Below are 12,164 nucleotides of genomic sequence, written 5' to 3'. Positions count from 1 at the left end.
CGAACGCCTCGGGCGACTCATGATCAGGTTGCGCAGCCGCACAGCCCCATGAAACCGAAAGGAGTTCGCCATGCGTTTTCTGATTCTGTTACTTCCCCTGCTTTCGGCCTGCGTGGCCTATAACGACGGCTCCAAAACCCGTGTTTTCACACCGGTGGGTGAGGTGGGAAAAGATGCGGATCAGGACAGAACTTAGATCTTAGATCTCTTGCAGTGCTGAACCAATTAAAACGGGCAGACCTTAAGCAATCCTGGGTTGTAGGTTAGATCGGGGCGGGCTTAAGCGAAAGCTTGCCGTTTTATCGGGTTCGCGACACTTCTTGTGTGAACGACGTTTCAATAATAGCTCAAAACGTGTTAGTTAAATAGGAAACAGTCAGGTCTAATAGCTTTAAATATTAGGCGATGGTGTTCGTCTATCATCTGGCTGTATTGATACAATTGTCGTGAGGGACGATAATGGGAACGTACAATATCAGCGACCTGAGCGGTAACACGACCGGGTCGGGTGACGAAGACAGCAGAGACCAGTGGGATGGAACGCTGGACGTTAGTTCAGGGTCTTCCATCACCGGTGATTTTGATGTGGAAACGATTGGCCCATTTGGCGGCGCTGCCGGGGAAGCTGACAGCTATACATTTAACGCACCGGCGACAACCTATGGGACTTTTACCTTCAATGCGACCGATGGGACTTGGACCTTTACATCAAATGGGACGGCCTCATTCGGGGATACGTTTACATTTCAGGTGACGGGCGATGCCACCGATTTCTTTGGCACTGAATTTTCTGACACCGACACCGTCACCATTACCTTCACCTGTTTTGTCGAAGGAGCCCGCATTTCGACCCCGGCTGGCCCACGTGCCGTGCAGGACCTGACCGTTGGTGATCTGGTCTCAACCCGGGACAGCGGCGCTTTGCCGGTGCGTTGGGTTGGGCATCGGACGATTGATGCGCCATCTGGGATGGCCCCTGTGGTCTTTGTCCCCGGGGCGATTGGCAACACGGCAGAGTTGCGCGTTTCCCCGCACCACCGCATGCTGATGACCGGCTGGCGGGCCGAGGCGCTGTTCGGCGAAAAGGAAGTGCTGGTTGCGGCCAAGGACATGGTGAATGGTGACACGATTTATCGGGCCGACGCCGGGCCTGTCACCTATTGGCACATCATGTTTGATCGCCATGAAATCGTGACATCCGAAGGCGTGCCAAGCGAAAGCTTCCACCCTGCAGCCGCCGGTCTGGACGCGCTGGAACAAGCTGTACGCAATGAGGTGCTTGAACTGTTCTCGGAATTGCGTGACAACCCGGCCTCCTATGGACCACCAGTGCGCATGCCGCTGACCGTCTCAGAGGCGAGCCTGCTGGCGTGCTAGACCAGCAGAAAAAGGCGCGACCCTACCCCGATCCGGAAAAGCCCAAACCCGAGGTTCTTAAGAACCTCGGCGATGTTTTCTATCTGGCGATGCGCAGCCCATCCCATATGCGTCAAAGCCTTGGATCGCTGCGGAAGTGGTGGGAGCCGCCTGCGCATCTGGAACAGGTCTGGGTTTTCAAATTTGACGGGTTCCCGCGCGCGGCGATGAGCTGGGCGTCGCTTAGCAAAGAGGCGCAGCATCGCTATGTGGTGGAGCGCAAGGGCTTACAGCCGACTGACTGGCAATCCGGTGATATTCCCTGGGTGATCGACTGGCTGTCGCCCTATCGCAACTACCGGATCGAGGCGACCGTGATGCGTTGGGTTATGGAAACCGGTTTCAAGGACCGGGCGTTCCGTTACATGCGGCTTGGCCCCGAGGGTGAGGTGCGCCGGATCGCCGAGACCAAACGGTCTGCCGATGGCAGTCGCGATTTCAGGTTGCTGTCGCCCGATAGCCTTTAGACGGTTTCGCATAGCGGGGTTGGCATCTGGACAAGCCGGTCTTTATCGGCTGAATACCACGTTATGCATCGAAAAATCATCACGCCCGCCATCGTCGTTCTTCTTGCTGCCATTGCATGGCTTTTGTGGCAACGCGATTTGCCGATGCGGGACACGGCGGTGTTGGGTATCGGCCTGGCGGCGGTAGGGCTTTTTGGTCTTGGGGCGCTGTCGGACTTGCTTTACCGCAAGGTAGATAACGCTGTGTCTCTTGGACTGCTGGTCTTGTACCTTCCCTGGTTTCTAATGACCCAGCCGGGTTGCATACCAGCCCTCTTAGCTGCGACCATTTTTGTCGTCGGCTTGCTTATCTCAAAAACGGTCAGAATAGGCGGTGCGGTGATCAAGCTTGCTGCGTTGGGTTTTCTTTGGGCCGGGACAGAGCAGATCGCCAGCTTTCTTGTTATTATGTCCGTCTTGCTTATTCTCGTCGGTCTACTGAAGCCAAAGGCGCTCCGCGCAGCCATGGCCATCGCAGCAGCGGCGGCTTATGTTATGTTGACCAAACTGGAACCTTTGACTGGCTGGATCATGCCCGTCAGCTGATACGGAGACCACCCATGGCCGCAACACCGCCCGTCTGCGATTTTGGCTGGAAGGCCCCGGATTTCACCCTGCCCGCCACCGATGGAAAGACCTATAGCTTTGCTGATATCGCCGGGCCAAAGGGCACGCTGATCGTCTTTATGTGCAATCATTGTCCCTATGTTCTGGCGATCCTGGACAAGCTGATCCGTGACGCGAGGGATTTGCAGGCCTTGGGGATCGGCGTTGCAGGGATATGCTCCAACGATGCGGTAGCCTATCCCGACGACAGTTTCGCAAATATGCAGGTGTTGGCACAAACCCATGCCCTGCCCTTTCCGTATCTGCATGACGAAAGTCAGGCCATGGCCTGGGCCTATGATGCCGTCTGCACGCCGGATTTCTTTGGATTTGATGCGCAAGGCGGTCTGCAATATCGGGGCCGCCTGGATGCCAGTCGCGCCAAACCCGTGGATGACGCGCCCCGCGATCTTTATGAGGCGATGGGACAGGTCGCCGAAACCGGTCATGGCCCGCGTGATCAGGTCCCTTCTATGGGGTGCTCCATCAAATGGAAGCCCACCTGACGCTCACGAACTCCTGAAGAGGTTTTGGTGCAAAATCGCATTATGCTTCTCCCGAAATTGATACCGCTTCGGGAGATTCTCATATGCGTTCTGTAGCAATTGCATCCCTGTTGGCATTCGCATCGCCAGCCCTTGGAGAAATGCTAAGCCTTCTGGGCGATGATCTGGCCTAGGCCCAGTTTCAGGTGAAAATCGAGGAAATCTTCCGCACACCTGACGACAAGCCCGTCTATGCCCATGGCCGCTTTATCTACCTGACCGTTGGTCAAGGCCATGTGCAGACGCTTCTGCCTCCGATTCTCAGCCCCGAGCGGATGGCAGAAGTGATCCGGGGTTATCTGGCTGATATCTGATCCGCCAGACAGCACCGGATGGCCCGCGCCGCTCCCCATTTGGCGCGGGCCTTGTATTTCGGATATTGCGGTTTAGGGTGTGGCCGAACACCCCCCAGAAACGGAGCCTTCCGATGAAACGCAAACTGCTCGGACGCACCGGCCTGACCGTGCCGGGGCTGTGCCTTGGCTCGATGACATGGGGTCATCAAAACACGCAGGAAGAGGCGTTTGCGCAGATGGATCATGCGCTGGCGCATGGCATTGATTTCATTGACACCGCTGAGGTCTATCCCACGGTGCCGCTCAAGGCGGAAACCCAGGGCGATACAGAAACGATCATCGGCAATTGGGTCGCCGCCAGACAAAATCGCGATCGGGTCATTCTGGCCACCAAGGTTGCCGGGACGCATATTGACTGGATACAAAACGGCATCCCGGTCTGTCCCGAAAAGATACGCAACTCGGTCGACGGTTCGCTTAAACGACTGCAGACCGACTATGTCGATCTTTATCAGATACATTGGCCGAACCGTGGCCATTACCATTTTCGCCGGAACTGGGATTACGATCCGTCGCAGCAGCCGCGGGATGTAACACAGGACATCGCCGATACGTTGGGCGAGTTGGGGCGTCAGGTCGAAGCGGGCAAGATTCGCGCCATCGGCCTGTCGAATGAGACGTGCTGGGGCACGATGCAGTTCCTGAAAATCGCCGAAGATCAGGGCTTGCCACGTGTGGCCTCGGTGCAGAACGAATACTCTCTGCTCTATCGTACTTTTGATCTGGACATGGCCGAGATGAGCCATCACGAGGATGTCGGCCTGTTGGCTTATACCCCGACCGCTGGCGGCATTCTATCGGGCAAATATTCCGATGGCGCAGCTCCGCAAGGGTCACGCGGCGATCGCCAGCCCGAAATCGGTGGGCGGCGGACCGAGGCGGCCATTAAGCTGGCCGACCGCTATGCGGCATTGGCCCGCGACCACGGCATGACACCAGTCCAGATGGCCATTGCCTTCTGCCTGTCCCGGCCCTTCATGACCTCGGTCATTCTGGGCGCTACACATCTGGATCAGTTGAAGGAGGCAATGACCGGCGCGGATGTAACGCTGTCAGAAGACGCGCTCGAGGCGATCACCGCACTGCACAAGGAACGCCAATTGGTTTATTGAGTCATGCTGACCGACTTCGCTCCCACCGCTAGGTGCTCAATCTATTGCGTTTTTTTGTAAACGGATCTGACTGTTTATGTGTCTTAAAATTGGACAATTGTCCAATTTTGAGAATAATACGCGCGTGATAGATGGAGGCCGCTATGACCCGCGTTTCGGCAACAGAGTTCAAGAATAACCTCGGCACATACAGCGACTTTGCGCTGCGGGAACCCGTCATTATCACAGGCCAACAGGGTGATAGCCTCGTTCTGATCTCGGCGGAAGAATACCGCCGGTTGACGGGAGATGCTGCCGATGGGCCAAGCAATGACCGCAAGCGTATGATCCTTGAACGCGCCGAATATCACCGCGATACGATCATCGAATTGGCCAAGCGTTGATGGGACCAAACTGGGTGTCGCGCGATGATGTTGAAACGATCCATAACGTGATGATCCAAATCGGGGGCGGCTCATATGGGCTGCGGGACGCTGCCTTGCTGGAATCGGCATTGGCGCGTCCCCAGAATTTAAACGCTTATGGTGAAGTCGACTATTTTCGGCTTGCAGCCAGCTATGCTGAGGGTATTGCCCGCAATCATCCATTTTTGGATGGGAATAAGCGCACGGCTTTTGCGACCGCTGACTTCTTTCTTATGTTAAATGGCTATCATCTGGATCAGGCCAAGGCGCATGAACACGCAGAGCTGATGGAAGCGTTTGGACAAGGTCATATCAGCGGCGCGGATGTCGCCGAACACTTCCGCCGATATTCCCGGCCTTTACGGACATAAGATCACTGATCCCTGATCGGAGCCAGTTGACGCAACGCTTCATCGGCCGGGACAAGATACTCAGATGCCCGCAAGAACCCCTCAAGGTTTTCCGGTGACCCGCAATAGGCTTCTGCCGGCTGCGGTTGGGTGCCAAGATACACTGAAAGCTCCGACGAAAACGGGCCATTCGTTGCCAGGCTTGTCAGCTTTTGCAAGGATACCTGCAGCGGGCCATTCTCTGGCAACGGGATCGGCTGGCCTGTCGCAGTGCAGATACGCTGCGATGGGGACCAGTCCCGGGTAACAGCGACCATAGGCCAGCCTTTCTGGCGATAGCAGATCACCAGGTCGTGGTTTGCTGTCGACTGACGCAACTCGGCCAGATTGTCGCCGTAGAACACCAGTTCCAGCGTGGTGTCGCCTGGCATCGCATACGTTTCGACCTGCGCCAGTCCTGCCCAGGCAAAGCGGCAAAGTTGCAGCATATCCTTTGCCTCCGGCGAAAATCCGGGGGCTGCCAAAGCAAAACCGGGGAATAGGAGAAAAGCCAGAAAGCGTATCATTCGCGGACAATCGGTGATCTGTTGGCGTGAGGCAAGCGGCTTGACATATTTTGATGATTCGATAATTATATAAATATGAAAGCGATTGACAGAACTCTCGATATTGAAGAGGCGGCGCAAGCCTTTGCCGCCCTTGGATCTGAACAGCGGCTGGCCGTGTTGCAAGCCCTCGTCGCGGCTGGGCCTGATGGTCTGGCGGCTGGTGATCTGGCCCAGCGGACCGGCATTGGGGCGTCCACCCTGACCCATCACCTGCGTTTTCTGACCCAATCCGGTCTGGTCACGCAACGGCGCGAGGGGCGCTCCATCCTGTCGATGGCCGCGTTTGAGCGCGTTGAACATCTTTCGCATTATCTTCTGCTGAATTGCTGTGCCGAGACCAGCAACCCCGACAAAGGACATTCCCATGGCTGAAACCAGCATCCCCACCCGCATGCCCCTGCGGATCGACCGCGTCTGGATTGTCATCGCAATCATTCTGGCGGTGGTCGCCGTGGTAACACCGCCGGATTTTATCGGTGTGGTGCGCGATATGCTGGGATCGCTGGCGCATACGGCGATTTTCATTGGCTTTGCTGTGCTGGCCGTCGCCTATCTGAAGGCGACCGGGGCCGAGACGCTGCTGGCAAAAGCCTTTACCGGCAGCCAACCGCGCATGATCGTGATGGCCGCGCTATTGGGTGGCTTATCCCCCTTCTGCTCTTGCGAGGTCATTCCTTTCGTCGCCGCAATGCTTGCCCTTGGTGCGCCTTTGGGGGCGGTGATGGCGTTTTGGCTGTCCTCTCCGCTGATGGACCCTGCAATGTTCACTATCACCGCAGCGGGTTTGGGGCTTGATTTTGCCATTGCCAAGACCCTGTCGGCCATTGCTCTGGGCATGTTCGGTGGCTTTGGGGTGATGCTGCTATCTAGTACACCAGCTTTTGCCGACCCGCTGAAGCCTCAAAAGCCAAAGGGTTGTGGCAGCTGTTGTTCTACCGACAAGCCGTTTGAGGGCAAACCTGTCTGGCAGTTCTGGACAGAGCCCGCCCGCACACAGACCTTCTGGAATACGGCTATTGAAAACGCCCTGTTCCTGCTGAAATGGCTTGCGCTTGCCTATCTGATTGAGGCGCTGATGATCCGCCACATCCCGGCTGAAATGATCGCTGGCGCACTGGGTGGTGACGGTCTGGGGACGGTTGCGCTGGGTGCGCTGATCGGCGGCCCGGCCTATCTGAATGGCTATGCCGCCGTGCCGCTTCTGTCTGGTCTGCTGGAGCAGGGCATGGCCCCTGGTGCGGCGATGAGCTTCGTTCTTGCAGGCGGCGTATCCTGCATTCCGGCAGCGATAGCGGTCTGGGCGCTGGTCAAACCCAGAGTGTTCGTTGGATATCTAGGGTTTGCCTTTGCCGGTTCGCTGATTGCCGGGATGGTTTGGGGGGCAATCGCCTGACGCCGGGGGCCGGTTGCGGCCCCCTTAATTCTGCCCTATTCAATGCGAAACTTGAAAAAGGGGCAGCGTATGTACCGCGTCTGGAACTTCTTGGCCAACTACTCGCTTCTGCTGATCATCGGTGCGGTGATTGCGCTGATATGGGCCAATGTTAGCCCCCATTCCTACCACCATTTCGTTGATATGCCGCTTTGGGCCAATAACCTGATCGGCGCGCCGTATGACCTTTGGGCCAAAACCTGGGGCCATGGCGCGGCCGAGGTTGTGGCCCCTGGGCCAGAGCGCGTCTTGTCGCTGCATTATCTGGTCAACGACGTTCTTATGGCCTTCTTCTTTGCCATCGCCGGCAAAGAGGTATGGGAGGCCGTGGCGCTGAAATCGGGCTCACTGCGCGGGCGCAAGGCACTGACGCCTCTGATCGCAACCTCCGGCGGGATGTTCGGGCCGATTGCCGTCTATCTGGGGCTGGCCGCGGTTCTGGGGTCCGAGACCTATTCTGCGGTCTTTAACGGCTGGGCCATCCCCACTGCCACAGATATCGCGTTTTCCTATCTGGTCGGCCGTGTGATCTTTGGCGCAGGCCACCCAGCGGTCCGCTTTCTGCTGCTGCTGGCCATCGCAGATGATGCCGCAGGACTGATCATTCTGGCCATTTTCTATCCCTCCGGCGAATTGGCCCCGCAATGGCTGCTGGTTTCGTTTGGTGCCGCACTGGCTGTGTATCTGCTGGCCAACTGGCTACCGCGCAAGATGGATCGCGGTAATCAGGAGCGCCCGAACTCTACCTGGGTGCGACAGAAACTGTCCTTTTGGCCTTATCTGATTGCCGGAGCCGTGTGCTGGTTCGGCTTTCAGGAAAGTGGCATCCACCCTGCCCTGGGCCTGTTGCCAATCGTAGCGACCATCCCACATGCGGACCGCGCCTTTGGCATCTTTGCAGCGGCCGAGGAACACCTGACCGATCTGTTGAACCATATCGAACATATCCTGAAACACCCGGTGGAAATCGTGTTGTTCCTGTTTGGGTTGATGAATGCCGGTGTTGAGTTCTCAGCCATTGGTGAGGCGACCTGGCTGGTTCTGGCCGGTCTTCTGATCGGCAAACCACTTGGGATTTTCCTGATGGGCTGGATCGCTGCCGTTCCGATGCGTCTTGGCCTACCGCAAGGTATGACTATGGGGGATCTGTTTATCCTGGGATGCGTTGCGGCCATCGGCTTTACCGTGTCGCTTTTTGTCGCCTCGGTGGCCTTCGAAGCAGGTCCGGTGAAGGATGCCGCAAAAATGGGTGCCTTGTTCAGTTTTGCTGCCGCGCTCATGTCCTTTGCAGCGGCAAAAATCATCGGGGTCCGCAAACAGGAGAACTGACCTGACATATCCGGGGTTCCGGGCTAAACTAAGCCCGGATATAGCGCTTTTGCAGGACGGACCGACAGCTTTGCGGCGGATGCCGTCCCGGAACAGGTTTCATGATCAAGTTCGACAATGTCAGTAAATCCTTCTGGACCGGCAGACAGCGCAAGGTGATCCTTGATCGCGCGACCTTTTCAGTCGAACTCGGCAACTCCATGGGCATTCTGGCCCCTAATGGCACCGGGAAAACCACGCTGGTCAATATGATGGCGGGACTGGAAAAGCCGGACGAGGGCCGGATCACCCGCACCTCCCGCATCTCATTCCCACTGGGTACGGTTGCTGGCGTGCAGCGCAAGCAAAGCGCCAAGGAAAATGTCCGCTATATCTCGCGGCTCTATGACAATGATCCCGATGAGACCGAGGCGTTTTGCCGCCATTTGGCCGGGATTGGGGAATACTTCGAAATGCCGCTCGCGACCTACAGCTCTGGCATGCGATCCCGATTTACCTTTGCGCTGATGTTGTCTTTGGACTTTGACATATACCTGATTGACGAAGGCCTCCCGACAAGCTTTGACAGAGCGTTCTCACGCCGGGCTGCCGGTATTCTGGAAGAACGGCTTCATAACGGTACGGTTGTCATGGTATCGCATCAGGCCAAAACATTGGAAAAATACTGCAGCTCCGCCGCTGTGTTGCGCGATGGTCAGCTATACACGTTTGACCGGCTTGAGGATGCGAAGGAGATGTATGACTATGATTGAGGATCACCGCGGCCGTGTCGGGCGGTGTGAACAGGATTTGCATGGTGGCTGACGGTCAAGAAAACAATGCAGATAAGGGCAAAGTAGTGCCCAAACCTGTCAGTGTGGATGGCGGGCAGGATACGGATATCCCCCCTTATGTTGATCCGCAGGGTCGTAATGTGCACCCTAGGCACAAGCGCATCGCGTTGCGCAAAGTGCGCCAACTGGGGCTGGAGGCTCGAAATGGCGACGAAGCGCTGCGGGCACTCGCGGATCGCGGCGTTGACGTGATTACCCTGAACGAGCAGCGCGAAGCTGAAAAACGAAAGGCCGCGGAGGAACAAGCCGAGAAACTGCCCGCAGAACGGACCGACGCCGAGAACGTGCCTGACAAGGTGAAACAGGCCCGGGTTCAGCGGATGAAGCGCGAACGTGACGAACAGATCGCCAAGATCCAGCGCAATCTGGTTCGCCGCCGTCGCCGCAAGTTGCAGCGTCTGTTGCTTCGGCTGACTGTCTTTGTGTTCCTGCCCACCTGGATCGTCGGTTATTATTACTGGGCTGTTGCCACGGAAATGTACGAAACCAACTCCGCCTTTGTGATCCAAACTGCGGATTCTTTGTCGTCTGGCGGTGGGGGGCTCGGCGGTATTCTCGCCGGTACTGGCTTTGCCACATCACAAGATAGCGTCGTTGTTCAGGATTATCTGCAATCGCGTGAGGCGTTTGGCCTACTGGAGAGAGACCATGGCTTTACGGAGCATTTCCTCAATCCTGAGATAGACTCCATTCAGCGCCTTTCGGCTGAGCCGACGCCGGACGAGGCCTACAAGCTTTACTCCAAAAAGGTGAAGATAGGTTATGATCCGACTGAGGGCGTGATCCGTATGACGGTGGTTGCTGCCGATCCGAAAACCTCGCAGATTTTCGCCGAAGCGCTCGTGCGATATGCTGAGGAACGCGTTGATACCCTCAGCCGTGCAGCGCGCGGCGACCGTATGGAGCAAGCCGAGGCTCGCTATCGCGATATGGAGGCCAAACGCCTTCAGGCACAGCAAAAGGTTCTGGAACTGCAACAGCAGCGCGGGGTTCTGAGTGCGGATGTGGAACTTCAAAGCCAGATGTCGATCATTCAGCAGCTTGAGGTGCAGTTCGTTGAAAGAGAACTGGCGCTTCAGGAAATCCTCGATAACCCCCGCCCGAACCAGACACAGGTCGATGTGCTGCGGCGCGAGTTGGGCCGATTGCGCGAACGGATTGATCAACGCCGCGCCGATCTGACCGAAGCGAATGAGGGCAGTATCTCGCTGGCCCGTATCGGCGCAGAACTGCTGGCCGCGCAGACCGACCTGGAAACCCGACAGTTGCTGGAAAAGGAATCGCTGGCCGCGATGGAAGCATCCCGTCTGGAGGCTGAACGCCAGGTGCGCTATCTGTCTCTGGCGGTGCGCCCCGTGGCCCCCGTTGAACCCACCTACCCTAAGAAACTGGAAAGCACTGCGATGGCGTTCCTGGTCTTTTGCGCGATCTACATCATGGCATCGCTGACCATATCCATCCTGCGCGAACAAGTGAGTGTTTGAAAGATGATGAAAACCGTGACCGTTGGCGATGTCGCCTTCTCCAATGATGCCCCGCTGGTGATCATCGCGGGCCCCTGCCAATTGGAAACCCGCGATCATGCCCTGATGATTGCCGAAACCATGGCCAAGGCCTGCGCCGATGCTGGGGCTGGCTACGTCTTCAAGGCGTCCTATGACAAGGCGAACCGCACATCCCTGTCCGGCAAACGCGGCCTCGGCATGGAGGAAGGCCTGTCGGTACTGGCAGATGTCAAAGCGCAGATCGGCTGCCCGGTCCTGACGGATATCCACAACGAGGCGCAATGCGCCCCGGTGGCCGAGGTGGTCGATATCCTGCAAATCCCTGCCTTTCTTTGCCGTCAGACCGACCTTTTGCTGGCCGCAGGCAGCACGGGTGCCGTCATCAACATCAAGAAAGGCCAGTTCCTTGCCCCATGGGAGATGCCGAATGTCGCCGCCAAGGTAGCCTCGACCGGCAATGACCGCATCTTGTTGACAGACCGGGGAACGTCCTTTGGCTACAACACACTTGTCGCAGATATGCGCGGGCTGCCGCAGATGGCGCAAACCGGTTACCCTGTGGTGATGGACGCCACGCACTCCGTACAGCAACCCGGCGGCCATGGCGGCTCATCGGGTGGGCAACGCGAATTTGCGCCGGTAATGGCCCGCGCGGCCGTAAGCTTGGGCGTCGCCGCCGTGTTTATGGAAACACATCAGGACCCGGAAAATGCGCCTTGCGATGGCCCCAACATGATCTTCCTGGACCAGATGCCATCCCTGGTCAGCTCGCTGATGGAATTTGACCGCCTGGCCAAAGCGAACCCGGTACGGATTTGACAGACGGGCTTGCAGCCCGAGCGCGTGGGCGCTATGACACCACACACTGTTGGGGTGTAGCCAAGCGGTAAGGCAGCGGTTTTTGGTACCGCCATGCGCAGGTTCGAATCCTGCCACCCCAGCCAGCCTTTCCTATCAAACTGACGATATCGTGTCTGGGCGCAGGTAGTGCCGTGGTTTCCGCAGGTTAGCGGGTCGTGGTTTTCCGACAGACGCTTTATGGCCGATATTCGAGCGTGTAATACCACGAGAGTCTGGGCGGGCGATTTCGGCGATACGGGATGCAGTGTGGTCTAGAGACCTGCGATGCGCTCTTGCTGCGCATCCCAGCCCATCGGTAGCG

Annotated in this window: 16 protein-coding genes and 1 tRNA gene; 16 read left to right on the top strand and 1 reads right to left on the bottom strand. The window is 57.3% G+C overall.

All coding sequences use genetic code 11. The features are described 5' to 3' along the window. Window positions 1-70: 70 nt before the first annotated feature. The 9 genes from ACW9UQ_RS13920 (at window position 71) to ACW9UQ_RS13880 (ending at window position 5,316) form a co-directional block, all read left to right on the top strand. Window positions 71-196, top strand: coding sequence for a hypothetical protein (locus ACW9UQ_RS13920; RefSeq protein WP_458931626.1), 126 nt, complete (start codon window positions 71-73; stop codon window positions 194-196). 263 nt (window positions 197-459) lie between these two features. Then, entirely contained in the window at window positions 460-1,377 is a 918-nt protein-coding gene (locus ACW9UQ_RS13915) for a Hint domain-containing protein (RefSeq protein WP_458931625.1), read from the top strand. Then, entirely contained in the window at window positions 1,371-1,883 is a 513-nt protein-coding gene (locus tag ACW9UQ_RS13910) for a toxin-activating lysine-acyltransferase (RefSeq protein ID WP_458931624.1), read from the top strand. Before ACW9UQ_RS13915 ends, ACW9UQ_RS13910 begins: the two co-directional genes overlap by 7 nt. Window positions 1,884-1,946: 63 nt before the next feature. Further along, window positions 1,947-2,468, top strand: coding sequence for a hypothetical protein (locus ACW9UQ_RS13905; RefSeq protein ID WP_458931623.1), 522 nt, complete (start codon window positions 1,947-1,949; stop codon window positions 2,466-2,468). 14 nt (window positions 2,469-2,482) lie between these two features. Then, the gene (locus ACW9UQ_RS13900) at window positions 2,483-3,034 is read left to right on the top strand and encodes a thioredoxin family protein (RefSeq protein WP_458931622.1); all 552 of its coding nucleotides are present in this window, start codon (window positions 2,483-2,485) and stop codon (window positions 3,032-3,034) included. A 185-nt stretch (window positions 3,035-3,219) separates the two neighbouring features. Beyond that, window positions 3,220-3,387 carry a hypothetical protein gene (locus tag ACW9UQ_RS13895; protein WP_458931621.1) on the top strand — a complete coding sequence of 56 codons (168 nt, stop codon included), beginning with the start codon at window positions 3,220-3,222 and terminating at the stop codon, window positions 3,385-3,387. A 113-nt stretch (window positions 3,388-3,500) separates the two neighbouring features. After that, the gene (locus tag ACW9UQ_RS13890; protein ID WP_458931620.1) at window positions 3,501-4,541 is read left to right on the top strand and encodes an aldo/keto reductase; all 1,041 of its coding nucleotides are present in this window, start codon (window positions 3,501-3,503) and stop codon (window positions 4,539-4,541) included. A 143-nt stretch (window positions 4,542-4,684) separates the two neighbouring features. Then, entirely contained in the window at window positions 4,685-4,924 is a 240-nt protein-coding gene (locus tag ACW9UQ_RS13885; protein WP_458931619.1) for a type II toxin-antitoxin system Phd/YefM family antitoxin, read from the top strand. A gap of 14 nt (window positions 4,925-4,938) precedes the next feature. Then, complete coding sequence (locus ACW9UQ_RS13880) at window positions 4,939-5,316, top strand: type II toxin-antitoxin system death-on-curing family toxin (RefSeq protein ID WP_458931618.1); 378 nt, start codon at window positions 4,939-4,941, stop codon at window positions 5,314-5,316. A 2-nt stretch (window positions 5,317-5,318) separates the two neighbouring features. On the opposite strand, the gene ACW9UQ_RS13875 is transcribed toward ACW9UQ_RS13880, so the two are convergent. Next, the gene (locus ACW9UQ_RS13875; RefSeq protein ID WP_458931617.1) at window positions 5,319-5,783 is read right to left on the bottom strand and encodes a hypothetical protein; all 465 of its coding nucleotides are present in this window, start codon (window positions 5,781-5,783) and stop codon (window positions 5,319-5,321) included. Between the two features lie 153 nt (window positions 5,784-5,936). Between ACW9UQ_RS13875 and ACW9UQ_RS13870 the strand changes: the two genes are divergently transcribed. The 7 genes from ACW9UQ_RS13870 (at window position 5,937) to ACW9UQ_RS13840 (ending at window position 11,946) form a co-directional block, all read left to right on the top strand. After that, on the top strand, window positions 5,937-6,275 hold the full coding sequence (locus ACW9UQ_RS13870; protein WP_458931616.1) for an ArsR/SmtB family transcription factor: 339 nt from the start codon (window positions 5,937-5,939) through the stop codon (window positions 6,273-6,275). Further along, complete coding sequence (locus ACW9UQ_RS13865) at window positions 6,268-7,296, top strand: permease (protein WP_458931615.1); 1,029 nt, start codon at window positions 6,268-6,270, stop codon at window positions 7,294-7,296. Before ACW9UQ_RS13870 ends, ACW9UQ_RS13865 begins: the two co-directional genes overlap by 8 nt. A 69-nt stretch (window positions 7,297-7,365) precedes the next feature. Then, window positions 7,366-8,664 (top strand): Na+/H+ antiporter NhaA, encoded by a 1,299-nt coding sequence (locus tag ACW9UQ_RS13860; RefSeq protein ID WP_458931614.1) that lies wholly within the window; start codon window positions 7,366-7,368, stop codon window positions 8,662-8,664. Between the two features lie 101 nt (window positions 8,665-8,765). Next, complete coding sequence (locus ACW9UQ_RS13855; protein WP_458931613.1) at window positions 8,766-9,416, top strand: ABC transporter ATP-binding protein; 651 nt, start codon at window positions 8,766-8,768, stop codon at window positions 9,414-9,416. 44 nt (window positions 9,417-9,460) lie between these two features. Beyond that, a complete protein-coding gene (locus ACW9UQ_RS13850) occupies window positions 9,461-10,981 on the top strand; it encodes a capsule biosynthesis protein (protein ID WP_458931612.1) in 1,521 nt (506 codons plus the stop codon). Window positions 10,982-10,987: 6 nt separating this feature from the next. Then, window positions 10,988-11,821, top strand: coding sequence for a 3-deoxy-8-phosphooctulonate synthase (gene kdsA, locus ACW9UQ_RS13845; RefSeq protein ID WP_458931611.1), 834 nt, complete (start codon window positions 10,988-10,990; stop codon window positions 11,819-11,821). Between the two features lie 50 nt (window positions 11,822-11,871). Further along, window positions 11,872-11,946: transfer RNA gene (locus tag ACW9UQ_RS13840), tRNA-Gln, on the top strand. Window positions 11,947-12,164: the final 218 nt, after the last annotated feature.

The organism is Halovulum sp. GXIMD14793 (assembly GCF_054457435.1).
The sequence above is the reverse complement of the archived record's forward strand: the minus strand, read 5'-3'. Positions and strand labels throughout refer to the sequence as shown.